The following is a 24,182-nucleotide window of genomic DNA, read 5'->3' as shown; positions in this document are numbered from 1 at the left end:
CATGACAACCAACAATACACAAATTCAGGCTGTGGTTTTTGACTGGGCTGGCACAACTGTAGATTTTGGCTCACGTGCACCAATTTTGGCTTTTATGGCTTTATTTAAAGACAATAAAATTGAAATTACGGTTGAAGAAGCTCGAGCGCCAATGGGTTTAGAAAAACGTGACCATATTGCTGCCGTTTTAAAAATGCCGCGTGTCGCAGCGGCATGGCAGGAAGTCTATGGGAAGCCTGCAACTGAAGCAGATATTGACCGTTTATATAAAGACTTTATTCCCTATCAGTTAAATTCTATTCCAACATGTTCTGCTTTAATTCCGGGCGCATTGGAAACGTTTGAAAATATTAAAAAGCGTGGTGCAAAAATTGGGAGTAACACGGGTTATGCATCCATGATGATTGGTCGTTTGGTCAAAGATGCTGCCGATCAGGGCTATCGACCGGACTGTATCGTTACGGCAAGTGACGTGAAATATGGCCGGCCATATCCTGAAATGCTATGGAAGAACTTAATTCAACTCGACGTATCCGATATCAAAACCGTTGTAAAAGTAGATGATACCGTGGTGGGTATTGACGAAGGTTTAAACGCAGGGTGCTGGACAGTAGGACTTGCGATTAGTGGTAATGAAGTCGGTTTAAGCTATGAAGAGTGGAGTTCGCTATCGGCCGATGAACAGATTATTCTAAAAGATAAGGCATACCAAAAAATGAATGCGTCGGGCGCTCATTATGTGATTGATAGTGTCGCTGATTTGCCAAATGTACTAGATGATATTGAACGCCGTTTGGGGCAGGGTGAACGACCTTAAACAAAGTTTAGGTCTATATCTTTTTAAGCTTAGCTCCCAAGGGAGCTAAGCTTACCTAAAAAATTAAAATGAAGAGTAGATACACTCTACATATGTGAAAATAAGGATTAACTTTGAGGAGTAAATTCCTTATTTTTGGCTAACGATTTAAAACACATGTTTCGATCGTTAGCACCATCAACCAGATAGGCATATGACCTATTTGATAGATCTATTTATGACTTTTGAGGGTCATATAATTTTTCTTTAATAAATAGGGCTGGTATCACGCCACAAATCAGGTAGGCAGCACCCATCACAACAAAACCTAAACCAATTGACCCGCCAGAGGCTAAGAAACCAATCGTTGCAGGGGCTAAAGCAGCACCTAAACGTCCAACATTATAGGCTCCACCAATGGCTGTACCGCGAATAGCGGTCGCAAAGCTTTCGGTCATGTAGGTGGCATTTACGCCATACGGAATGCCGTAGAGGAAACCAAAAGTGACCAGTAAATATAGAATGTTGCTTGGCGAGTTATAAAAAACAATTAAAGGTAGGAAAATAGCAGTACCAATTGCACCAAAGGCATAGGTAAAGCGACGCCCTAATTTATCGGCCATCATGCCCGCAAGAACTTTACCTAAAATCATGGCGGTATATGTACCTACCATATAGGCAGTCATTTCTTTAAACTTCATACCGAGTTCGCTTTCAAGGTATGACGGCATCCAGTTATTTACGCCATAGTAACCAAACTGTAAAAAGCCAGCGGTTAACGCCCACAAGATAAACATATTGCGGTTTCGTTTATCTTGGAAAATAAGCTTAAATGCCGAAGTTTTTGATGCGTTTTGAGCTACAACAGGTTGTTGTAGTCGAGATTTTTGCCATGCTTCTGGTTCGGGTACAAGAATATGCATGAGGACAGCAATAACAACAGGAATAATCGCAACATAAAACAGCATGCGCCAGCCATGATCAGGAATAATCCAGCCTGCAAGCAAAGTCGCAACAATATAGCCAACCGTCCAACCTGCTTGTAGGGTACCCAGTACTGTGGTGCGGTAACGGGTTGGGACATATTCGGCCATGAGGGTATTACAGGCGATATAGAGTGAACCCAAACCCAGTGATGCAAAAAATCTTAAAATACCAAACTGAAGAAAGCTTTGAGTGAAACCTAAGCCACAGGTGAGGAGTGAGAAAGTTAAAATAGAAATAACAACAATGCGCACGCGACCAAATTTATCGCACGCCCATCCCCCAAAAATCCCACCAACAGCCATGCCTGCCAATGTGAAACTGCCAAGCATACCTGCTTGTACTGAACTTAATCCAAAATCTGCCTTAATACTATTTAAGCTATAAGACAGCATCATCAAATCTGCACCATCTACCAACAGTGCTAGAAAAGCAAAAATAAAAGCTATTTTCCACGTATGAGGCTGTATACGAGAAAGACCTTCTTTGTAATTTGTAGCCATAATCCATTACCTACATTTGATAAAAAGCACTTCAAGTCGTTTTGAAGTGCTTAAAATTTGATTAAGACGCAGCGCGAATCATGTTTCGGGCAATAATCACTTGTTGAATTTGAGTAGTCCCTTCATAGAGACGGAACAAACGAACATCTCGATAAAAACGTTCAATGGCATATTCACTGATGTAACCCGCACCGCCGTGAATTTGTACGCAGCGATCAGCAACGCGGCCACACATTTCGGTTGCAAACATTTTTGCGCATGAGGCTTCAGTGCTAACGTTTTGTCCTGCATCGCGTAGGCGTGCAGCGTCTAAGACCATACATTTAGCGGCATAAATTTCAGCTTTTGAATCGGCAAGCATGGCTTGAATGAGTTGGAATTCGGCAATCGGTTGTCCAAATTGCTTGCGTTCGATGGCGTAATTTAAAGAGTCGTCTAGCATTCGTGTTGCTGCGCCGACACTCAAAGCCGCAATATGCAAACGGCCTTTATCGAGTACTTTCATGGCCGTTTTAAAACCAACACCTTCTACACCACCAATGAGCGCTGAGGCTGGAATGCGACAATTTTCAAAAATAACGTCACAGGTATGGGCGCCTTTTTGTCCCATTTTTTTATCGCGTTTGCCAAGAAAAATGCCCGGAGTTTGGCTATCGACAATAAAAGCAGAAATGCCCCCAGCACCTTTAATATCAAAGTTTGTACGAGCCATGACTGTAAATACACCAGCGTGAGGGGCATTGGTAATAAAGCGTTTAGTACCATTTAAAATATAAAAGTCACCCTCTTTTACAGCGGTGGTTTTTAAAGAGGCAGCATCAGAGCCTGCATCTGGTTCGGTTAAGCAAAAAGAACTGATCACTTCACCACGTGCTAAACGTGGCAAGAAAAATGATTTTTGTGCTTCGGTCCCATCAATAATCAGGCCACTTGAGCCAATGCCATTATTGGTCCCAATGAGAGAGCGAAAAGCCGGAGAGGTACGACCTAATTCAAAAGCCACATAGACTTCTTCTTCCATCGTCAGGCCAAGACCTTCGTATTCTTCAGGAATGGTTAAACCAAATAAACCGAGAGCTTTCATTTGCTCAACGATATCTTGAGGAATTTCATCCGTTTCAGCGACTTCATTCTCATGAGGAATTAATACACCTTCAACAAATTGTCGAATCATATCAACAAGTTGATCTAAGGTTTCCTGTTCTCGAATCATAGTCTCGTCCTTTTACTACATACTAAAAACATCAATGTGATGTTCGTAAAATCACCAATATTTGAAGCGATAGTAATCAAAGGATAAACGCAAAACAATACATTTTGAAAATTAATTTCGCAATGCGATACTTTGTTGTTGATTTGTGTTTGGCTAATTTATTGATTTATTTAAGCTATATTTCCTTATAAAAAATCATTATTTTTAGTGGAAAATTAAAGTTTGATTTTTAAAAAGAGCTGTGTATATTAAAAATATATATCGCTATGCGAAATTTTAAATGGATAAATTTTCCTATAGGAAATGAGTCACAAAATATAGTGGGATGAAGATGGGTGCTTTAAATGGAATTCGGGTGCTTGACTTAAGTCGGGTATTGGCTGGACCTTGGTGTGGGCAGATTCTTGCCGATTTAGGCGCAGAAGTCATCAAGATTGAACGACCGAAAGTCGGTGATGATACCCGTTCTTGGGGGCCGCCTTGGATGAAAGATGACTCAGGCCAAGACACTCAAGAAGCCGCTTATTATCAGTCGACCAACCGCAATAAACTATCGGTTGCCATCGACATTGCGAGTCCTGATGGTCAAGAATTGATTAAAGCCCTCATTCAAGACACCGATGTCGTGATTGAAAACTACAAAGCGGGGTCTCTAAAAAAGTACGGTTTGGACTATGAGTCTTTATCTGCGATTAACCCTAAACTGGTGTATTGCTCGATAACAGGTTTTGGTCAAAATGGTCCCAGAGCAGAAGAGCCCGGTTATGACTTTATTATTCAGGGCATGGGCGGTCTTATGTCAGTTACGGGTGAGCGAGATGATTTGCCGGGTGGCGGTCCACAAAAAGTAGGGGTCGCATTTTCTGATTTAGCCACGGGACTTTATTCTACGATTGCCATACAGGCTGCTTTACTCAATCGCCATGTGACAGGTTTAGGCCAATACGTTGATATGGCTTTGCTTGATGTTCAAATTGCCACAATGGCAAATCAGGGAATGAATTATCTTTCATCAGGAAAAATCCCTAAACGTTATGGCAATGCACACGCTAATATTGTGCCTTATCAAGTGTTCAAAGCTTCTGACCGTGATTTTATTATTGCATGTGGAAATGACACTCAGTTTATTCAACTCTGTCGAAGTATTGGGTTACCCGATTTACCAAATGATGCACGTTTTGCTCGAAATGCGGACCGAATCAAGCATCGTGATGAAATTATCGAAATTTTACAAACTCACTTTTTAACAAAAACAGCAGATGAATGGGTAGGTGCAATTTATGCCGCTAAAGTTCCCGTCGGTGTGATTAATAACTTGGAACAAGCTTTTCAAGAGCCGCAAGTCATTGCCCGAGAAATGTTAGTCGAGATGAACCATCCTCAACGTAAAAAATTGAAGGTAATTGGCTCGCCAATCAAACTTTCTAGAACACCCGTTGAATACAAAACAGCACCTCCGCTGTTGGGTGAACATACGCAGGCGGTTTTAGGTCGAGTAGTTTCTCCAGAAAAACTGGCTGAGCTCAAAGAAAAAGGTGTAATTGGGTAGGTGGCTTAAAAGCGGAAGGTTAAAATTATATTTAAAATCAGAAAATAAAATATTTAATCTTTCGCTTTAATGAGTTAGAAGTTATCTTTTAGATGCAGACTCGGATGTTTGCTCTTTTGCTATTTATAGAAAAAATAGATTATAATTTTCGCAGTGCGAAACAAAATATGGATTGGTATGACAATGAACGATGCAGTAGATGCAGAACAGACAGAAAAATTATTAGCGCCTTTAAGGCATGAATTATTACATCCGATTGAAGACATGCAGGATGAAAATGATCGCCAATTTATTACTGCATTAGCACGTGGTTTAGAGCTATTACGTTGTTTTACTCCTAAGCATCAGCATTTGGGTAACCAAGAGCTTGCTCAGATGACAGGTTTACCAAAACCAACCATTACTCGCCTTACACATACCTTGTCGCGTTTGGGTTATATCAAACAAGTACCTAACTCAAGCAAATTCCAGCTTTCAGTAGGGGTTCTTGCGTTTGGTTATTCCATGCTGTCTAACGTATCGATTCGCTCTATTGCTCATCCATATATGAAAAATTTGGCAGACTATGCTGGCGCTGCTGTAGCGATGGCAACACGCGATCGACTGAACATGATTTATCTTGATGTGGTACAGGGTAAAGGCAATATGACCATGCGCCGTCAAGTTGGAACTTATTTACCGATTCATTTAAGTTCTATGGGGCGTGCATGTTTAGCTGCAATGCCTGAAGACGAAAGAAAATTTTTACTTGATGCCATCCGTAGCAAACACAAAGAAGACTGGATCAAAATTAACCGTGATCTAGACAAAGCGTTTAAAGACTACCAAGATTTCGGATATTGTTTTTCAATCGGTGAATGGCATAAAGATGTAAATTCGGTTGCAGTCCCACTTATTCATGAACAACATGGTTTGCTGGTGTTTAACTGTGGCGGTCCAAGTTTCATTATGAACCGTGAAAAACTCGAAGAAGATATTGCACCGCGTCTTTTACACATGGTGAATAATATTCGTACTGAGATTAGTTAAACGTATTTAATTTATTTATAAGAGCCAGCTTTGTTTTTCAAGGCTGGCTTTTTAATGGGCGAGTTTTAGGTTGTTTGGCTGTGAAAGTTCGGTTTTCGTTTTTCTTTGAAAGCATTTAATGCTTCTTTAAACTCGGAACCCTGTAAACAGTGTGAGAAAATAGTCGACTCATGATCAATACGATTGAGTAGATCATCAATTGGTATATCTCTTAGTAACTTTTTACTGAGCTGTAAGGCTTGGCTTGGTTTGTGAGCAAGTTTAATAGCCACATCTTCAACCGCTTGATCCAGCTCAGTTGCCTCAAATATTTCATTTACCAGACCATAATTCTTTGCTTGGTCTGCCGAAAACTTTTCACCCAATAAAATAATCTCAGAAGCACGAGCAAAGCCCAATAGTCTTGGCAAGATGTAACTTGAACCCGCTTCAGGTACAAGTCCCAAATTCACAAAGGGGAATTGGAAAATAGAGTTTTGGCTTGCATACACAAGGTCGCAATGTAGAAGCATGGTGCTGCCAATACCAATTGCTACACCATTTACTTTAGCAATAATCGGTTTTGGAAACGTTGCTAAGCTTTTTAAGAAAACAATCGAAGCGGGTGGTTCTGAAGTGGTGGTATCGCGTTTTTCAAATGCGTTTACATCATTGCCGCTGGTAAATGCGGAGTCTTCACCAGTCAGCACAACCACATGAATGTCTTGATTAGTTGAAGCCTCATCTAATGCCTGACTTAGGGCCGCATACATTTCGTAATTAATTGCATTCTTTTTAGTGGGATTACTGATGGTGAGCGTTAGTATATTTTTATCAAAATACTCATGAATTGTGCCTGTTTTAAGCTCGTTTTGAGTTTTGTTGTTCTGCTGCATCATTCATTCCTTTAAATAACTTTCCGTTTAAAATTTCAACTGATTGAAATGATGCTATCGAAAAATAATTCCGTTAGCAATTATTTTGTTTTATATTGTGGTATAAAATTTTGTATTGTGAAATTTTTAACTTAAACTACTTTAAATACTGATAGGATTTATGAGTAAATAAGCATCTAGCTCTGCGAAGGAAATGAGAAGCTAGCTATAGAACAGTGAGTGGGAATAATATGAAGACCAAAATTACAGAACTATTTGAAATCGAGCATCCAATTATTCAAGGCGGTATGCATTATGTTGGTTTTGCAGAGCTGGCTGCTGCGGTTTCTAACGCGGGTGGGTTAGGTATTATTACTGGCTTAACTCAGCGTACACCTGAAAATCTGGCAAAAGAAATTGCACGTTGCCGTGAAATGACTGATAAGCCTTTTGGGGTAAATTTAACCTTTTTGCCTACGGTGAATACCCCTGATTATCCGGGTTTTGTAGAAGCAATTATTAAAGGTGGAGTCAAGGTCGTAGAAACAGCAGGGCGTAATCCTGAACAAGTCATGCCGTATTTAAAAGCTGCTGGCATTAAAGTAATTCACAAATGTACTTCGGTTCGACATAGCTTAAAAGCGCAACAAATTGGATGTGATGCGGTTTCTGTAGATGGTTTTGAGTGCGGAGGTCACCCTGGTGAGGATGACGTGCCAAATATGATTTTATTGCCTTTAGCAGCCGATGCATTAGAAATCCCATTTGTTGCCTCTGGTGGTATGGCAGATGGACGTTCGCTTGCTGCTGCTTTAGCAATGGGAGCCGATGGAATTAATATGGGAACACGCTTTATTGCGACTCAGGAAGCTCCCGTACATGCAAATGTGAAACAGGCGATTTTGAATGCAACCGAAAGAGATACGCGTTTAATTATGCGTGCTTTGCGTAATACAGAACGTGTCATGAATAATGCGGCCGTAGAAAAAATTGTGGCAAAAGAAAAAGCACTCGGCGATAACATTAAGTTTGAAGATATTATTGAAGAAGTTGCAGGGGTTTATCCAAAAGTCATGATTGATGGCGATGTAAATGCAGGTGCATGGTCATGTGGGTTAGTGGCAAGCTTAATCCATGATATTCCGACATGCGATGAACTGGTTAACCGAATTGTCAAAGATGCAGAAGATATTATTCGTGGTCGATTATTAGGACTTTTATAACGAACCATTAGCCTACTTTATATAAGATCAGCACAAGCTTTAATTGTGCTGATTTTTTGCATCATGTGCACAATAATAAAGACATAAAACGGCAAAAATTAAACCCAAAATACAGACACCTGTCCATCCGAAGTGTTTCCAAGCATAACTTCCTGCCGTTGTGCCTAAAGCGCCGCCAGCAAAGTAACCCGTCATATAAATCGCGTTAAAACGTGAGCGTAGTTCTTGATTAAGTTTAAATACAATACTTTGGTTGGTGACATGCACAGCAGAAAGAGAAGCGTAGAGAATGAGTAAGGCAATAATATAAAAAGCGAAATGGTAGGGTAAAAGTGAAAAAAGAATCCAACTTAAAATAAGGCCAATGCCGCAATAAATTGAAATTTTATGAATGTAGCCTTGATCAATAAATTTACCTGAAAAATTGGCAACGAACGTCCCTAATACCCCAACAAAACTGAAAAGGCCAATGGTAAAGTCGCTAAAAAAATAGGGTGCTGGAGCCAAAAGCAACGACATGGTGGTAAAGGTTAAACTTACACAAGCAAATGTAAAACCACCAATATAAGTTCTGGTTCTTAACCGCCGATTTTGAATAAAAATCTGTGGTAAAGAGCGAATAGTTTTTGCATAGTTTTCAGATTTGGTTGGTGGAAATAACCCGATATTACGATGCAAAATAATGGCAATGATAAGTAACAAAAAGCCACTGACCAGATAAATAATATTCCATGCAAAAAGTGTAGACATCAGCCCTGAAAGAGAGCGGGCGAGTAAAACCCCCATCATCAGTCCACTCAGTAGAAAGCCAACGACACGACCGCTTTGTTGAATTGGAACCAGACTTGCAGCAAGCGGTAACAACAGTTGGGCTGCACTAGAAAATAGGCCAGTAATGACAGTACCAAGCAGTAAAAGATAAATATTGTGCGAAAAACCGCTAATAATTAATCCACTTGAAGCTAATAACATAAAGATAAATAGCAGCTTGCGCTTTTCTATTATGTCCCCTAATGGCATTAAAAAGAGTAAGCCACATGCGTAGGTGATTTGGGCTAGAGTTGGCACCCACGCTGTAGTTGTTTCAGTTAAATTTAGGCTTACACTAATTGAGTGAATAAGTGGCTGACTAAAATAATTTCCACCTGTACAAATGCCTGCGGCAATTGCCATTAAAATAATGGTTGGGGTATAGAGTGCGTTTTTCATCATGCCTATCGTCATAATGAAAGTGGAACTTTAATCAACACAACCATGACTGTTTTAAGCAAGATTGTTAGTGCGTTTCATTCAAAGCATCTTGAATATTGTGCACCATGTGGATTAAACGTGGTCCAATTTCACCTTCAAGTTTTTCCGGATTTAAATGAAAACTTGGCGCACCACAGTTAAAAACATAAAGACCGTGTTTCGAGCTGACCAAAGGTACAGCCACCGAGTTCACTTCTTTATGCCACTCACCTAAAGACAAACAATATCCATAATCTTGATAATCACGGAAAGCTCGTTCTAATGAGCGTTTTATGGCTGGCCAGTTTTCGGGATTTTTTTGTTTCAACGCATCAAGTAGAAAATTGCGCTCACGTTCAGGGGTCGCAGCCAAGCATGCTCGGCCCATAGAACTACTATGAATTGGCAAAGTCGAACCAATTGGACGGCGCATATTTAAGGCTGTTTCAATTTGCACAACATCGATATACACCATATTTAAGCGATCACGCGTTGCCATCGCCACAGGCGCTTGAACATACTGGCTCATCTCTTCCATATATTGATGAGCAATATTACGAATCGAGATGTTAGATAATGCTGCGTATCCTAAAGATAAGACACCAATATCTAATGTGTACTTGGTCGAGTTAGGCAATTGTTTTAAATAACCTAATGACACAAGAGTATTGGTAATACGTGCAATGGTCGGTTTAGGTAAACCTGTCATTTTTGCTAATTCTTGGTTGCCAAGCACCTGATTATTTGCAGAAAAGCATCTTAAAAGTTCTAAACCGCGTGCTAAAGAAGCAATAAATTGAGGGTTGTTTTCCCGATGTATATGCGAAATAGGATCTAAACGTATCTCATCAAAATTTATTGGTTTTTCAGTTTCCGTGTTTTGAGACATTCGATCCTCAAATATAATTAAAGCAATAGTTTTGCCATTATATTTCGCTCTGCAAAATAAATCCATTCATCACTGCGCTGTTGTGATGAATGGATATCTGGTTCAATGGTTATGAAACGTTTTCAATCACCATTGCAAGACCTTGGCCTACACCAATACATAGGCTCACCACGGCATATTTTTTCTTACGGCGTATTAGCTCACGAGCTACTGTTAACGCAAGACGAGCGCCAGATGCACCAAGTGGATGACCAACTGCAATCGCACCACCGTTCGGGTTCACACGTGGGTCATTAAAATCAACATTCAAACCTTTTAAACAAGATAAAACCTGTGAGGCAAAGGCTTCATTAATTTCAATAATATCCATGTCATCTAAAGTAAGGCCAGCACGAGTAACTGCTTTTTTAATGGCTTCGATCGGGCCTGCACCCATAATACGTGGCTCAATACCCGCAGCTGCCGCTGATAAAATTTTTGCCATTGGTTTTAGGCCATATTTTTGACCCGCAGCTTCTGAACCAATTAACAGGGCTGCTGCACCGTCATTAATACCTGAAGCATTACCAGCTGTAACCACGCCACCTTCAAAGAGTGGTTTTAACTTTGTGAGTGCTTCAACAGTTGAACTTGGGCGAGGGTGTTCATCTTCTGAAACGAGTTTGGGCGGTAATTTTTTGCCTTGGAAAACCTCAATTGGAGTAATTTCATCGGCAAAGAAACCTTCTCCTTTGGCTTTTTGATATTTGGCTTGTGATTGAGCTGCAAATAAATCAGCTTGCTCACGGCTAATACCAAAGTCGGCTGCAACGTTATCGCCTGTTTCAGGCATTGAATGACCGCCGTACTGAGCAATAATTTTTTTATTTGGAAAACGAGAGCCAATTGTGGTGTCATAAATTTTTGCATCACGGCTATAAGCACTTTCGGCTTTACCCATCACAAAAGGTGCGCGAGACATACTTTCTACACCACCTGCGATATAGAGTTCGCCTTCACCACAAGTAATGGCACGTGCTGAGTCAATCACAGCACCTAAACCACTAGCACATAGGCGGTTTACCGTCTGGCCCGGTACAGTAACAGGTAAACCTGCAAGTAATAGCGCATTTCGTGCCACATTACGGCTATCTTCACCCGCTTGGTTGGTGTCGCCTAAAATCACATCTTCAATATCAGCACCCGGAACACCAGTTTTTTCTAGTAGTTTTTGAATGACAGTTGCGGCCAAATCATCAGGACGAATTGAGGCAAGTTCACCTGCATGACGGCCAAATGGGCTACGTAAACCATCATAGATATATGCATTTAACATTGAGAAATTCCTTTTCAAGACTCGTGAGTAAAAGTAAGAGGTAAACGAAGTGCGACACGACGCTGTAACCACGGGCTAGGGCGGTAACGCGGATCATGTGTAAGTGCTGTTATACGGTTCAGAATGAGTAAAACTTTTTCACTGCCGACTTGATCGCCCCATTCAATTGGGCCAAATGGATAGCCTAAGCCCAGACGTACTGCGGCATTAATATCATCTACAGTGGCAACATTTTGCTGCGCAATATCACAGCCTAAATTAATGACCATTGCTAAAACACGCTGTGCAACAAAGCCAATACTTTCAGCAATCATGCTGACCAGATTTCCATCTAGATTGAAAATAGAGTGAGCCGCTTGTCGGTATTCAGATTTAGTAATGAGTGAAGGCATCAAGGTTCGATGCTTTGCAATGCCATAAAGCATGTCTATAGCAACAGCTTGTTCGGGGTTAACCCCTAGGCGGGTCGCCGCTTGGGTTGTGTCTTCACCGTAACAAGCGAGCAAACATAAGCTATCTGTTTGTGGTTCAGGACTAGCATCTAAGGCAATATTTTGCTGAGTCAAATAATCTTCGAGCTGTTTTTTATCGTCTAAAAAATCTGCCGCAATCCAAACTTTTGGATATTGTGCTAACCGCTCTACAAACTTTGCAGGTTGTTCACCTGTTTTTGAACCAGTTTCATAGTTATAAAAACCTTGATTAACCTTACGTCCAAGTTGCTTGGCATCTAGCATCTGTTTGGTTAGCGGGTTTGGTTTGTAGCGGGCTTCTTCATAGTATTGGTGATAAATCGACTCCATCACAGGATGCGAGACATCAAGGCCAGTTAAATCGAGTAATTCAAAAGGACCCATTCTAAAACCAACGCCGTCACGTAAAATTCGGTCAATTTCACTAATATCACAGACATTTTCATTTAAAATTTTGAGCGCTTCGGTGCCATAAGCTCGACCAGCGTGATTAATAATAAATCCAGGGGTGTCCTTCGCTACAACAGGGCGGTGACCAAATGCACGAGATAAATCGTTTAAAGCCTCAATAATAAGTGGATCTGTTTTTAAACCACGAATGACTTCAACCACTTTCATGAGTGGAACTGGGTTAAAGAAGTGATAGCCCACAACACGCTCAGGCTTTTTACAGTTTGCAGCAATGGCTGTAATAGAAAGGGAAGAGGTGTTTGAGGCTAAAATAGTATTATCCGAAACAATGTCTTCAAGCTGTTGCATCAAACTTTGTTTAATATCGAGACGTTCAACAATTGCTTCTACAATGAGGTCGCAATTTTTTAAATCTTCAATTTGATGAGCAACAATTAAATGGTTATTTGCCGCTGCTGCTTGCTCAGATGTAATTTTATTTTTGTCGACTAACTTTTGAAATGTAGCAGCCAGTTTTTCTTTAGCCTGTTCTGCTGCACCTGCTTTGGCATCATATAAATAAGTGGTATGACCTGACTGTGCAGCAATTTGAGCAATACCACTGCCCATAATACCGACACCAATCACAGCCATGCTTTTAATATCATAAGTCATGTCGATCATCCTGATGATTAATCTATATTTGAAATTAAATGGAAAAATAGGGTTGGGTGATTTAGCTTAAGCATTGTTTATCACCATCAATTGGTAAGATTTGCCCTGAAATTGAGCGGCCACTATCTGATGCTAAAAATAGGCATAAATCTGCAATATGTTTTGGATTGACAAAATATTTGAGCGACTGATTTTTCAGTGCATTTTGAGTCACTTCTTCAAGTGAGGTATGCGCTACATCGGCACGGGCCTGTAATACGCGTTGAACCCGATTACCATCGACTGCGCCCGGAAGAATAGCGTTAACTCGAATATTATCTGCACCGAGTTCCATAGAGAGCGTTTTGGTAAAACCGATCAGCCCCCATTTCGAAGTGGAATAGGCTAATCGGTACGGATAGCCTAAGCGTCCGGCAATAGACGACATATTTATAATCACGCCTGCCTGCGCTTGCTTTAAATAGGGAATGGCTAACTGGGTAATTAAAAAAGTGCTATTCAGATTTAAATTAATGACCGTATTCCAATCTTCAAAACTTAACTCATCTGCTGCAATGGTCGGGCCTGAAATGCCTGTGTTATTAACTAAAATATCAATACCGCCAAGTTTCTGAACTACATGACTAAACATGAGTTTAATTTGCTCATGATCAGCCAAATCACATGTATATATATGTAGTTTTGGATAATCTTGTTGAAATTTTTCTAGGCTTTTAGCATTAATATCACAAACGAAAACTTCATCCTGATTGTTTAAAAATGCTTCTGCAATGCATCGTCCAATCCCTGAACCACCTGCACTAATCAATACTTTTCTGGTCATATTCATTCCTTTGTTATTATGGTTTTGAGTTATTTACCTTGATAAGACGGTTTACGTTTTTCAATAAAAGCTTGAACGCCTTCATTTTTATCTTCGGTAGAAAACAGTAACTGGAATGCTTTTCGTTCTAGCGTTAAGCCTGCATTTAATGGAACGTCTTCGCTCATCAGTGCAACTTCTTTAATTTGTTGCAGGGCAATAGGAGGCATTTTTGCGAGGCTTTGTGCCATTTGAATCGCAGTTGGAATGGTTTGGTCATCTTCTGTGACTTGTGAAACAAGACCGATGATATAAGCTTCTTCGGCTTTTACCATGGCACCTGTCATAATCATGCGCATGGCATGGAATTTACCCACAGCACGGAATAAACGTTGTGTACCACCAGCACCCGGCATTAAACCGACTTTAATTTCTGGTTGGCCAAAGGTTGCGCCTTTACCTGCAATAATAATGTCAGCATGCATTGCAAGTTCACAGCCACCACCTAACGCATAGCCATTTACAGCAGCAATGACTGGTTTAGGACACTGAGCAATCGCATTCCAATAACGTTCGGTATGGCGCAATAACATTTCTGTTGAAGTTGCGGTTGCCATTTCTTTTAAATCTGCACCTGCGGCAAAGACTTCTTCACCACCTGTGAGCACAACCGCATTGATCTCATCATTAAAACTTAATTCGGTAAAAGCTTGTGCTAGTTGTTTGCGAACCTCTGTATTCAGTGCATTTTTTGCTTCAAGTCGGTTTATTTTTACAATCGCTATTTTTTGAATAGAAAAGTCGACTTCTACGAAATTATTCCCTATTGATATACTCATTTTTGAATTCCTTGTTTCGCACATCAAAACTATATTCCTTTTATGATGCTTATTTTGGAATTTATTTCAAGTCTTATTTAGTCCATTAGAGCAATTATGATTTATTAAATAAGCTAAGTGTTTGATATTGCGTAATGGTGTATTTTTAAATTTCGTTTAACGAAATTAATTTTCAAAAAAACTTGAAATTTGTATTTTTGTTCTCGTACTATGAAACACATCCGCAGTAAACAAGATTTAAAACATGGTATCCAGACAAGCTGGAGATGGCTGATGGGTGCGATGGAAATACATAAAAAGGGAGATCACAGATGATCCGTGATGAAGGCATGTTGGAGCAGTTACTTTCAACAATTCGAGATTTTGTAAAAAATGAATTGATCCCTCGTGAAAACGAAGTGGTAGAGAAAGACAAAATTCCGGATGACATTGTGCAGCAAATGCGTGAGCTTGGTTTGTTCGGTCTTACAATTCCCGAAGAATATGGTGGCCTAGGCATCACCATGGAAGAAGAGGTCAGAGTTGCATTTGAACTTGGACAAACTTCACCGGCTTTCCGTTCTTTAATTGGTACCAATAACGGGATTGGCTCAAGTGCAATTTTGATTGATGGCACAGAAGAGCAAAAGCAGAAATATTTACCGCGTTATGCAAGTGGCGAAATTATTGGTTCATTTTGTTTAACCGAGCCTGAATCTGGCTCTGACGCTGCCTCATTAAAAACCAGTGCAATGAAAGATGGCGACTTTTATGTATTAAACGGCACCAAACGTTTTATTACCAATGCACCCCATGCTGCAACTTTTACCGTAATGGCGCGAACCAATCCTGAAATTAAAGGGTCGGGTGGCATTTCAGCTTTTTTAGTCGAGGCCAATACATCAGGCATTACGTTAGGCAAAATTGACCAAAAAATGGGCCAAAAGGGCTCACACACTTGTGATGTGATTTTTGAAAATTGCCGTGTGCCTGCTTCTGCATTGATTGGTGGCGTAGAAGGTGTTGGTTTTAAAACGGCCATGAAAGTTCTTGATAAAGGGCGTTTGCACATTGGTGCCTATAGCGTGGGTGTTGCTGAACGTATGTTAAACGACGCATTGCACTATGCGATTGAGCGTAAACAGTTTGGTCAACCTATTGCAAACTTCCAGCTTATTCAAGCCATGCTTGCCGACTCAAAAGCCGAGATTTATGCAGCTAAATGTATGGTCCTAGATGCAGCTCGCCGCCGTGACAATGGCGAAAACATTAGTACAGAAGCATCTTGCGCAAAAATGTTTGCGACTGAAATGTGTGGACGTGTTGCTGACCGCTGTGTACAGATTCACGGTGGTGCGGGTTATATCAGTGAATATGCCATCGAGCGTTTTTATCGCGATGTGCGTTTGTTCCGTTTATATGAAGGAACCACGCAAGTTCAACAAATTATTATTGCTAAAAACATGATTAGGGAAGCTACAGCCTAATAAAAAATCAAATGCCATGAGGCATTGGATGCCTCATGTTCCTTCTGAGGATATGGACATGACAACAGAAACAGTTACCCAAAATACGGCTAGCAGTGAAGCTATCCAAACACCAAAAAAGATTTGGATTACCGCATTTATATTCGCTTTTTTAACATTGTTGTGTGATGGGGCAGACTTAGGTTTTTTGGCATTGAGCCTGACCAGTCTTAAAACAGAATTTCATTTAACCGGCGTACAAGCCGGAACGTTAGGCAGTTTAACGCTTTTTGGATCGGCAGTGGGTGGTCTGATTGGTGGCTGGGCGTGTGACCGTTTTGGGCGAGTTCGCATTATTGTGTTCTTTATTGCTTATTCTTCAGTTTTAACTAGTGCGCTGGGTTTTACTGATTCTTATATGCAATTTGCAGTTTTAAGAACATTTGGAGCGATGGGTTTAGGCGCACTTTATATTGCCTGTAATATCTTAATGTCTGAAATGGTGCCAACCAAACATCGCTCGACTGTTTTAGCTACTCTCATGACGGGGTACACCTTAGGTTCATTACTCGCGACCTTATTAGCTGGACATATTATTCCTGAACATGGCTGGCGTTTTCTTTACTGGATTGCAATTGCGCCTGTGGTGTTGTCAGTTTTGATGCACTTTTGTGTACCTGAACCTGAGTCATGGAAAAAAGCCCGTCAACTAAAAGCGCTAGAAGTCGCTCAAAGTAACCAACCTAAAAAACGTCAAAATCCATATCTTGAGATTTTAAGAGATAAGAAACATGGCACCATGTTTGTGCTTTGGATTATTAGTACTGGTGCATTGCAGTTCGGTTATTACGGTGTAAGTAACTGGTTACCGGCTTATTTAGAGTCTGATCTAGGCATCAAATTTAAAGAAATGGCCATGTATATGGTCGGTACTTTCCTGATTATGATGTTTGCCAAAGTGATTGCAGGGATCGTTGCCGACAAATTAGGGCGCCGCGCTGTATTCGCTTTCGGAACCATTGGCACAGCTTTATTTATTCCGGTCATTGTCTATTTAAATACGCCTACGAATATTTTGTGGATGATGCTGTTCTTCGGTTTCCTTTACGGTATTCCATACGCAATTAATGCCACCTATATGACAGAAAGTTTCCCGACTTCTATTCGAGGCTCGGCAGTGGGTGGTGCTTATAATATTGGCAAAGTACTTTCTATTTTCTCTCCATTAACAATTGGTTTTCTATCGCAAAACGGTTCTATTGGCTTAGGGCTCTTGGTGATGGCTGCGGCTTATTTTATCTGCGGTGTAATCCCATTGTTATTTATTAAAGACCGACTATTTAACCCGCAAAAGGCAGAGTGACAGATCAATCTGTCACCTTAAATTAAGGATGAAAAGGGACAAGTGAGATGATAAATAAAATCACCAGTGACATTGAACCGATTTTAAAAGCTATTCCTGATGGGGCAACCATCATGACCGGCGGGTTTGGTGTGACGGGGCAACCTGCTGAATTAATTGAAGCCTTAATCGATTTAGGAAAAAAAGAACTTACCATTGTAAATAACAATGCGGCTTCTGGTGACCGTGGCCTAACCAAGCTCATTATTGCTGGCTGTGTTAAAAAAATGATTTGTTCATTTCCGAAATCTGCTGGATCAACCGTTTTTCAAGACTTATATAGAGCGGGAAAAATTGAGTTAGAACTGGTTCCACAAGGTAATTTGGCTTGTCGTATTCAGGCTGCTGGTGCAGGTTTGGGCGCTATTTTTACGCCGACTGGTTATGGCACTAAAGTTGCCGAGGGTAAAGAAACCCGCACCATCAACGGTAAAAACTATGTACTTGAATATCCACTTGAAGCTGATTTTGCACTGATTTATGCCGATAAAGCTGACCGCTGGGGCAATTTAACTTATCGCAAAGCAGCCCGCAATTTTGGGCCAATTATGGCAAAAGCCGCCAAGACCACGATTGTTCAAGTGAATGACACCGTAGAGCTAGGAACGCTTGACCCAGAGTGCATTATTACACCGGGAATTTTTGTTCAGCACGTTGTAAAAGTAGGAGATATCTAATGTCAGTTCAAAAGCGTTCTCGTGAAGATATTGCCAAACTCATTGCCAACGACATTCCTGAAGGTTCTTATGTCAATTTAGGTATTGGCTTACCAACCAACGTTGCTAAATTTTTGCCTAAAGACAAAGAAATCTTTCTACATTCGGAAAATGGGGTTTTAGCTTTTGGTCCACCACCACAACCTGGTGAAGAAGACCAAGATTTGGTTAATGCCGGAAAAGAACTTGTCACTTTGTTAGATGGTGGATGCTTTATGCATCATGGCGACTCGTTTGACATTATGCGTGGTGGCCATCTGGACATTTGTGTGATTGGTGCATTCCAAGTTGCGGTAAATGGAGACTTGGCAAACTGGCATACCGGTAAAGCAGATGATGTACCAGCAGTCGGCGGTGCTATGGACTTGGCGGTCGGCGCAAAAACGATTTATGTCTATATGGAACATGTCACTAAAAAAGGTGAGTCCAAAATTGTAAAAGAGCTGAGCTATCCAATGACGGGTGAGCAGTGTGTAGATCGTATTTATACCGATTTATGCATTATTGAACTCAAAGACCAAAAAGCTTATGTCACAGAAATGGTGGAAGGCTTAACTTTTGATGAGCTACAGGCAGTCACAGACTGTGAACTAATCGATGCACGTGTAGCCTAAATACACACGGAAAAACGCTTCTTTAAGGATTAAAAGATGAAAAAATTAATATTAGCTGCAGCTTGCGCTGCGGCTTCAGGGACTATTTTTGCAAATTCTTCAGATACCACGGAACAAAGAATTAATTTGCTAGAAACCGAGCTGCAAAAATTAAAAGCAGAACTTGCTGCTCAGAAACAAACTCAAAATAATTTACAGGTCAAACAGGTAAAGATTGAAGAAAACATTGAAAAAACTAAAGCAACGGTTACAGAGAAGCCTGTTGCTCCTTCATGGGTGACTTGGACAGATAATGTTAAGGTTTACGGTATTGCCCGTATTGATGCAGCGGTTGATTTTAAATCATCGCCTGATTCGGGGGGTAGAACGACCAGCAGCCTGTATCGAACACCTTTTGAAAGTGAAAAGCGTTCAAACCATGCACGCTCTGATGCGATGATTAATGCCAGTCGACTCGGTGTTTATTTTAATAGCCCAAATAAAGCTGTGACTGGAAATATTGAAGCTGATTTCTTTGATAGCTCTAACATGGGAACGGGAGATGGTAAATTCCGCATCCGTCATGCATTTTTTACCTATAAAGACTGGACCTTTGGCCAAACATGGTCACTCATGTCTAATATGGAAACTCGTACAGAAGCTGTTGATTACACCCAATTTGTGGGAACTTCCTATACGCGTACTCCTCAAATTCGTTATGACTGGAAAATTGATGCCAATAATGATTTAAAAGTAGCTTTGGAATATACAGGTTCGAGAGTCTCGGCATTTCCAACTTTAACGGGTCGCTATACCTTTAAACAAGGTCCTTTAACAGCACTTGCGCAAGGCTTTATTAATGAAAAGTCTACAGATGTCGCAACTGCCACGGTTAAGAAAGTAAGCTGGGGGGCAGGCGGCGGCTTAAAATATCAACTCACGCCACAACAATCGGTACAGGCAAATTATCAATATATTGTCGGTGATCAAAAATTTATGCCGTACACCACTCAAAGTGGATTGGCAAATTCAGCAAGTTTAAATGCCGCGGGTGATTTCTCTTTAAACGAAGACAAAACAGATTTGGTTATGAATAAGTTGAATAGCATCAATATTGGTTATTCATATAAATTTAATGAGCAATGGCGTGCAAACTTATCGGCTTCAATGTTTGATTATGATGACGACACGGCTTATGCCAAACTTAACCCAGATGCCAACAAACGCTTAACGGACTACGCAGCTAACGTTTTCTATTCACCAATTGAGCAAATGGATATTGGGATGGAATATCACCAAGGCAAACGAGAAATATTTGACGGCAGAACCGCTGATGTATCACGTGTAAACTTTGTATCGATGTATAAATTCTAAAATGGGGCGTAGTTAAAAATGGAAAAAATAGTTGAGCCCAATGCAGAAAATATACTGTCAAAAAGCTTTATTTTTATCATGGCAATGACATGTGGAATTTGTGCGGGTTCAAACTATTATAACCAGCCCTTAATCTATTCGATTGCTGAAGCATTAAAAGTTAATGCCGATCAAGTCGCTTTAACTATTGTGATTAGCCAACTGTCCTACGCAGTTGGCCTTTTTATATTGGTTCCCTTAGGCGACTTTTTTGAAAAGCGAAGTTATATTTGCTTGCTCATGTGTTGTACAGGCCTTGCCCAAGTAGGGCTATCTTTAAGTCAAACCTTGCCAGCTTTATATGGCTTTACCTTTTTAGCGACATTCTTTTCGATTGCGACTCAAGTTTTGGTTCCTTTCGCCGCAGGTCTAGCTAGTCCGAAAAAAAGCCCTCAAGTTGTAGGCACTCTCATGAGTGGTTTGTTTTTGGGAATATTGTTGGCGCGTTCTATTGCAGGCTTACTTTCTACAGTTTGGTCTTGGCATGCGGTTTATTTAATTAGCGGAATCGTCATTTTGGTGTTTGCATGGGTAATGTGGGTGAAGTTACCAGTTGCGCGCAAATCCCACCAACTCAATATTCTACAGATTTATGGTTCATTATTTTCATTAGCTGTTCACCAGCCGCATTTATTACGCCGTGGTTTTGCTGGTGGAATTGGCTTTGGAATTTTGGCTCTGATTTTTACCACCATGACTTTTATTTTGGCGAATGAGCCTTATCACTTTAATGATTTCCAGATTGGTTTATTTGGGATTGTTGGACTGGCAGGTGTATTTGCGACCCCTTGGGCAGGTAAGAAAATTGCGGCAGGGCTTGAGAATAAAATTGCAGTGATTTGTATGGGACTATTAATAAGTGCATGGATACCACTATTTTTTGCGCAGCAGTCTCTGGTGGCCTATGCTGTTGGTGTGATCATGGCGTACTTTGGTTTATCGGCATTTCATGTGCTTAACCAAAATCTGGTCTACCGAATTTCGGCTGAGGCACGTTCTCGTATTAACTCAATTTATATGACCTTATATTTTGGCGGAGCCGCCTTAGGTTCTTTTATTGCGGTGTATGCTTGGAAACACTGGGGATGGGAAGCATGTGCAGCCTTAGGTTTAGCGATGGCAATGTTAAGTTTCGTGATTGATCGCTTTGATTTTTATGAAATGAACAAAATTGCAAAGCAAGAAAAAGCTCCATAAATAGGAGCTTAGATATTTTATTATTTGCGAATAATCATTAAGGTTGCCGAAGCAAAAGCATACACCTTACCGTTCTCATCTACGATTTTACCTTGGGTACTAATAATATTGCGGCCCGCATTAATCAACTCGGCCGTCGCATAGTACGAAGTATCAACTTGCATGGGGCGGATCATTTTTACATTTAAATCAATGGTTCCATAGCCAACACCATGTTCAAGTAGGGTATGGGCCGCACTGCCTGTCGCCGTATCTAAAGCTGTGGCACAAAAGCCGCCGTGTACACCGCCTTGAATATTTCTATGTTCTTTGCGAGGAGTAACTTTATAAGTTGCTTTACCTTCAGAAACTTCAACGAGTTCCATTGGTATGGTGTGAGCCATAGGTGATGGAGAAACTTCACCATTTTTTAAAGCGGTTAAAAATTCAAGACCTGTGTATTTCGGGCTTTCCATAAATCGTCCTTGCATGATTAAGCAATCTAATCACCATACTATAAATTGATTTTTTACGGAATAAAATTTTGCAATACAAAATATAAATTTATTCTAGTTAAATAAGACCAACTACTTTTTATATTACATTTACATTTAAAAACATATGTTTATATTTTATCTTTATGGCTAAGTTAGGATAATTTTATTAAATTAGTGAAAATATATTTTGCTATAAGAAATTTTTTGATATTTTGGTGAGATTGAAACAATAAAAGTCCATTTCAAGGAAAAACGATATCTGCCCATGATATAGGCAGTGAAGTGAAAGGAAAAAAACGATGCCTTTATACAAAGCTCCATTACGCGATATGCAATTTGTACTGCATGAAATGCTTCAAACAGAACAAAACTATCAAGGTTTAAGCAAATATCAGGAAAGCGTAAATCGAGAATTAATTGATCAATATTTAGAGGCAGCAGCAGATTTTTGTGAAAATGAATTGGCGCCCATAAATCAAAATGGTGATCAGGAAGGCTGTCATTTAAATCAAGGCGTAATCACAACGCCGAAAGGTTTTAAAGAAGCCTACCAAAAATATGCCGAGCTTGGGTTTACTTCATTAACCGCCGATCCGGAATATGGTGGGCAGGGCTTGCCGACCTTATTACGGATTGCGATTTCTGAAATGTTATGTGGTTCTAATTGGGCTTGGGCGATGTATCCAGGCTTGTCTCATGGGGCAATGAGAACCATTGAGCACCATGGTACTGAGCAACAAAAACAGCAGTATTTGACTAAACTCATTAGCGGTGTCTGGACGGGAACTATGTGTTTAACCGAATCACATGCGGGCTCGGACCTTGGGTTAATTAGAACGAAAGCCGAACCAAATCCGGATGGTAGCTACTCAATTACGGGTGAAAAGATTTTTATCTCGGCGGGTGAACATGATCTTTCTGAAAATATTATTCATATTGTTTTAGCCCGTCTACCTCGGGCACCTGCAGGGACTAAAGGTATTTCTTTATTTATTGTGCCTAAATTTAATGTGAGTGACGACAGTCAGGTGCTGGACCGTAATAACGTCGTTTGTAGCGCGATTGAACATAAAATGGGGATTCATGGTAATGCGACCTGCGTACTTAATTTTGATGGCGCCAAAGGTTATTTGATTGGTCCTGAAAATCGCGGGCTTAATTGTATGTTTACCTTCATGAATACCGCACGTATTGGAACGGCAGTACAAGGGCTTGCTGCTTCTGAAATTTCATTTCAAGGCGCATTAAGTTATGCCAAAGAGCGACTCGCCATGCGTTCGCTATCCGGTCCTAAATATCCTGAGAAAAACGCCGACCCAATTATTGTGCATCCTGCTGTGCGTTCAATGTTAATGACACAAAAAGCGTTTTCTGAAGGCGGCCGTGCACTGGCTTACTTTTTAGCTCAGCATGTCGATATTGTGGAAAGTTCAAATGATCAGGAACAGCAAAAACACTCCGATGAATTACTGGCTTTTTTAACGCCAATTGCCAAAGCTTTTTTAACAGAATCAGGCAATGAATCTGCAAAGCATGGCGTTCAAGTATTTGGCGGCCACGGCTTTATTGTTGAGCATGGAATGGAGCAAATTGTACGTGATGCACGTATCTCAACATTGTATGAAGGAACGACCGAAATTCAATCTTTAGATCTACTTGCACGTAAAGTCCTCAAGTCGGAAGGCAAACTTTTAAAGAATATGACTGATTTAATTGATCAGTTTATTAGCCAGCACCAATCCAATGAAGTGCTGAAACCTTATCTAGAAAAATTAGCTGAGCTTAAGCAGCAATGGCTGTCACTGACCAAATCGATTGCAGAGAAAGCCAAGCATAACCCGGAAGAAATAGGAGCCGCTTCAGTAGATTATCTTTATTTTTCCAGTTACGTTGTGTTCGCGTATTTGTGGGCCCGAATGGCACAAGTTGCCCATGAAAAATTAGAATCGGGTACACAAGAGGAAGATTTTTATAAAGCAAAATTAACGACAGCTAAGTTTTTCTATCAAAAACTTTTACATCGTACACAGAGCCATGCTGCTTCTATTGAGTCTGGCGCTGACGCTGTGATGGAGCTCGATCAAGATGCTTTTGCATTTTAGTGAATAGTCATTTTTAGAATCACTAGATGAAATTTATGTGTGGAAATTTTACCTAGTGATTAAATTTGTAATTT

At 40.4% G+C, this 24,182-nt stretch carries 21 protein-coding genes; 11 read left to right on the top strand and 10 right to left on the bottom strand.

The annotated features are described in order from the left end of the window. Position 1: 1 nt before the first annotated feature. Positions 2-817: a phosphonoacetaldehyde hydrolase gene (gene phnX, locus AC52J8_RS11050; protein WP_309165082.1), complete on the top strand. Its 816-nt coding sequence runs from the start codon at positions 2-4 to the stop codon at positions 815-817. Between the two features lie 215 nt (positions 818-1,032). Here the strand turns inward: phnX and AC52J8_RS11045 are convergent, their stop codons facing one another. Both AC52J8_RS11045 and AC52J8_RS11040 read right to left on the bottom strand, forming a co-directional pair. Continuing rightward, positions 1,033-2,283, bottom strand: a complete 1,251-nt coding sequence (locus tag AC52J8_RS11045) for an MFS transporter (RefSeq protein ID WP_002114364.1) — start codon at positions 2,281-2,283, stop codon at positions 1,033-1,035. Between the two features lie 61 nt (positions 2,284-2,344). Continuing rightward, positions 2,345-3,496 (bottom strand): acyl-CoA dehydrogenase family protein, encoded by a 1,152-nt coding sequence (locus AC52J8_RS11040; RefSeq protein ID WP_005076627.1) that lies wholly within the window; start codon positions 3,494-3,496, stop codon positions 2,345-2,347. 331 nt (positions 3,497-3,827) lie between these two features. On the opposite strand from AC52J8_RS11040, the gene AC52J8_RS11035 reads away from it, so the two are divergent. Continuing rightward, positions 3,828-5,045 (top strand): CaiB/BaiF CoA transferase family protein, encoded by a 1,218-nt coding sequence (locus tag AC52J8_RS11035; RefSeq protein WP_005076625.1) that lies wholly within the window; start codon positions 3,828-3,830, stop codon positions 5,043-5,045. Between the two features lie 183 nt (positions 5,046-5,228). After that, complete coding sequence (locus AC52J8_RS11030; protein WP_025465524.1) at positions 5,229-6,074, top strand: IclR family transcriptional regulator; 846 nt, start codon at positions 5,229-5,231, stop codon at positions 6,072-6,074. 65 nt (positions 6,075-6,139) lie between these two features. Here the strand turns inward: AC52J8_RS11030 and AC52J8_RS11025 are convergent, their stop codons facing one another. Beyond that, positions 6,140-6,949 carry an enoyl-CoA hydratase gene (locus AC52J8_RS11025; protein WP_496538917.1) on the bottom strand — a complete coding sequence of 270 codons (810 nt, stop codon included), beginning with the start codon at positions 6,947-6,949 and terminating at the stop codon, positions 6,140-6,142. A gap of 230 nt (positions 6,950-7,179) precedes the next feature. Here AC52J8_RS11025 and AC52J8_RS11020 point away from each other — a divergent pair, with 230 nt between their 5' ends. Beyond that, positions 7,180-8,151 (top strand): NAD(P)H-dependent flavin oxidoreductase, encoded by a 972-nt coding sequence (locus AC52J8_RS11020; protein ID WP_016803125.1) that lies wholly within the window; start codon positions 7,180-7,182, stop codon positions 8,149-8,151. 39 nt (positions 8,152-8,190) lie between these two features. Here AC52J8_RS11020 and AC52J8_RS11015 read toward each other — a convergent pair whose 3' ends face one another. The 6 genes from AC52J8_RS11015 to AC52J8_RS10990 form a co-directional block, all read right to left on the bottom strand. Continuing rightward, a complete protein-coding gene (locus AC52J8_RS11015; protein WP_086399302.1) occupies positions 8,191-9,363 on the bottom strand; it encodes an MFS transporter in 1,173 nt (390 codons plus the stop codon). A 64-nt stretch (positions 9,364-9,427) separates the two neighbouring features. Then, positions 9,428-10,270 (bottom strand): IclR family transcriptional regulator, encoded by an 843-nt coding sequence (locus AC52J8_RS11010; RefSeq protein ID WP_000081480.1) that lies wholly within the window; start codon positions 10,268-10,270, stop codon positions 9,428-9,430. Between the two features lie 109 nt (positions 10,271-10,379). Further along, positions 10,380-11,585, bottom strand: a complete 1,206-nt coding sequence (locus AC52J8_RS11005; protein ID WP_086399303.1) for a 3-oxoadipyl-CoA thiolase — start codon at positions 11,583-11,585, stop codon at positions 10,380-10,382. Between the two features lie 14 nt (positions 11,586-11,599). Beyond that, positions 11,600-13,123, bottom strand: coding sequence for a 3-hydroxyacyl-CoA dehydrogenase (locus tag AC52J8_RS11000; RefSeq protein WP_140157902.1), 1,524 nt, complete (start codon positions 13,121-13,123; stop codon positions 11,600-11,602). Positions 13,124-13,184: 61 nt separating this feature from the next. Beyond that, positions 13,185-13,946: an SDR family oxidoreductase gene (locus AC52J8_RS10995; RefSeq protein WP_086399304.1), complete on the bottom strand. Its 762-nt coding sequence runs from the start codon at positions 13,944-13,946 to the stop codon at positions 13,185-13,187. 29 nt (positions 13,947-13,975) lie between these two features. Beyond that, positions 13,976-14,764, bottom strand: a complete 789-nt coding sequence (locus tag AC52J8_RS10990) for an enoyl-CoA hydratase (protein ID WP_086399305.1) — start codon at positions 14,762-14,764, stop codon at positions 13,976-13,978. Between the two features lie 311 nt (positions 14,765-15,075). On the opposite strand from AC52J8_RS10990, the gene AC52J8_RS10985 reads away from it, so the two are divergent. The 6 genes from AC52J8_RS10985 to AC52J8_RS10960 are packed head-to-tail and all read left to right on the top strand — an operon-like array spanning position 15,076 to position 21,530. Further along, positions 15,076-16,230, top strand: a complete 1,155-nt coding sequence (locus tag AC52J8_RS10985) for an acyl-CoA dehydrogenase family protein (protein ID WP_086399306.1) — start codon at positions 15,076-15,078, stop codon at positions 16,228-16,230. Between the two features lie 58 nt (positions 16,231-16,288). Beyond that, entirely contained in the window at positions 16,289-17,572 is a 1,284-nt protein-coding gene (locus AC52J8_RS10980) for an MFS transporter (protein WP_017481548.1), read from the top strand. A 47-nt stretch (positions 17,573-17,619) separates the two neighbouring features. Beyond that, positions 17,620-18,288, top strand: coding sequence for a 3-oxoacid CoA-transferase subunit A (locus AC52J8_RS10975; protein WP_000608696.1), 669 nt, complete (start codon positions 17,620-17,622; stop codon positions 18,286-18,288). Next, entirely contained in the window at positions 18,288-18,941 is a 654-nt protein-coding gene (locus tag AC52J8_RS10970; RefSeq protein ID WP_021510325.1) for a 3-oxoacid CoA-transferase subunit B, read from the top strand. Before AC52J8_RS10975 ends, AC52J8_RS10970 begins: the two co-directional genes overlap by 1 nt. A gap of 36 nt (positions 18,942-18,977) precedes the next feature. Then, positions 18,978-20,294: an outer membrane trimeric porin-like protein DcaP gene (gene dcaP / locus AC52J8_RS10965; RefSeq protein ID WP_086399307.1), complete on the top strand. Its 1,317-nt coding sequence runs from the start codon at positions 18,978-18,980 to the stop codon at positions 20,292-20,294. Between the two features lie 18 nt (positions 20,295-20,312). Next, the gene (locus AC52J8_RS10960) at positions 20,313-21,530 is read left to right on the top strand and encodes an MFS transporter (protein ID WP_086399308.1); all 1,218 of its coding nucleotides are present in this window, start codon (positions 20,313-20,315) and stop codon (positions 21,528-21,530) included. 20 nt (positions 21,531-21,550) lie between these two features. Here the strand turns inward: AC52J8_RS10960 and AC52J8_RS10955 are convergent, their stop codons facing one another. Next, on the bottom strand, positions 21,551-22,000 hold the full coding sequence (locus AC52J8_RS10955) for a PaaI family thioesterase (RefSeq protein WP_001984007.1): 450 nt from the start codon (positions 21,998-22,000) through the stop codon (positions 21,551-21,553). Between the two features lie 305 nt (positions 22,001-22,305). Here AC52J8_RS10955 and AC52J8_RS10950 point away from each other — a divergent pair, with 305 nt between their 5' ends. Then, on the top strand, positions 22,306-24,108 hold the full coding sequence (locus AC52J8_RS10950) for an acyl-CoA dehydrogenase C-terminal domain-containing protein (protein WP_086399309.1): 1,803 nt from the start codon (positions 22,306-22,308) through the stop codon (positions 24,106-24,108). Positions 24,109-24,182 lie beyond the last annotated feature (74 nt).

The sequence above is a fragment of the Acinetobacter sp. S-1 genome, assembly GCF_059579785.1.
This window is presented reverse-complemented; position numbering and strand designations above follow the sequence as displayed.

Coding starts and splice junctions, on each gene's coding strand:
- AC52J8_RS11005 (WP_086399303.1), bottom strand. CDS start 11,585: ATGTTAAATGCATATATCTATGATGGTTTACGTAGCCCATTTGGCCGT.
- AC52J8_RS10985 (WP_086399306.1), top strand. CDS start 15,076: ATGATCCGTGATGAAGGCATGTTGGAGCAGTTACTTTCAACAATTCGA.
- AC52J8_RS11045 (WP_002114364.1), bottom strand. CDS start 2,283: ATGGCTACAAATTACAAAGAAGGTCTTTCTCGTATACAGCCTCATACG.
- AC52J8_RS10955 (WP_001984007.1), bottom strand. CDS start 22,000: ATGCAAGGACGATTTATGGAAAGCCCGAAATACACAGGTCTTGAATTT.
- AC52J8_RS10970 (WP_021510325.1), top strand. CDS start 18,288: ATGTCAGTTCAAAAGCGTTCTCGTGAAGATATTGCCAAACTCATTGCC.
- AC52J8_RS10960 (WP_086399308.1), top strand. CDS start 20,313: ATGGAAAAAATAGTTGAGCCCAATGCAGAAAATATACTGTCAAAAAGC.
- AC52J8_RS10975 (WP_000608696.1), top strand. CDS start 17,620: ATGATAAATAAAATCACCAGTGACATTGAACCGATTTTAAAAGCTATT.
- AC52J8_RS10950 (WP_086399309.1), top strand. CDS start 22,306: ATGCCTTTATACAAAGCTCCATTACGCGATATGCAATTTGTACTGCAT.
- AC52J8_RS11040 (WP_005076627.1), bottom strand. CDS start 3,496: ATGATTCGAGAACAGGAAACCTTAGATCAACTTGTTGATATGATTCGA.
- AC52J8_RS11020 (WP_016803125.1), top strand. CDS start 7,180: ATGAAGACCAAAATTACAGAACTATTTGAAATCGAGCATCCAATTATT.
- AC52J8_RS10990 (WP_086399305.1), bottom strand. CDS start 14,764: ATGAGTATATCAATAGGGAATAATTTCGTAGAAGTCGACTTTTCTATT.
- AC52J8_RS11015 (WP_086399302.1), bottom strand. CDS start 9,363: ATGATGAAAAACGCACTCTATACCCCAACCATTATTTTAATGGCAATT.
- AC52J8_RS11000 (WP_140157902.1), bottom strand. CDS start 13,123: ATGACTTATGATATTAAAAGCATGGCTGTGATTGGTGTCGGTATTATG.
- AC52J8_RS10995 (WP_086399304.1), bottom strand. CDS start 13,946: ATGACCAGAAAAGTATTGATTAGTGCAGGTGGTTCAGGGATTGGACGA.
- AC52J8_RS11025 (WP_496538917.1), bottom strand. CDS start 6,949: ATGCAGCAGAACAACAAAACTCAAAACGAGCTTAAAACAGGCACAATT.
- AC52J8_RS11035 (WP_005076625.1), top strand. CDS start 3,828: ATGGGTGCTTTAAATGGAATTCGGGTGCTTGACTTAAGTCGGGTATTG.
- AC52J8_RS11010 (WP_000081480.1), bottom strand. CDS start 10,270: ATGTCTCAAAACACGGAAACTGAAAAACCAATAAATTTTGATGAGATA.
- phnX (WP_309165082.1), top strand. CDS start 2: ATGACAACCAACAATACACAAATTCAGGCTGTGGTTTTTGACTGGGCT.
- dcaP (WP_086399307.1), top strand. CDS start 18,978: ATGAAAAAATTAATATTAGCTGCAGCTTGCGCTGCGGCTTCAGGGACT.
- AC52J8_RS11030 (WP_025465524.1), top strand. CDS start 5,229: ATGAACGATGCAGTAGATGCAGAACAGACAGAAAAATTATTAGCGCCT.
- AC52J8_RS10980 (WP_017481548.1), top strand. CDS start 16,289: ATGACAACAGAAACAGTTACCCAAAATACGGCTAGCAGTGAAGCTATC.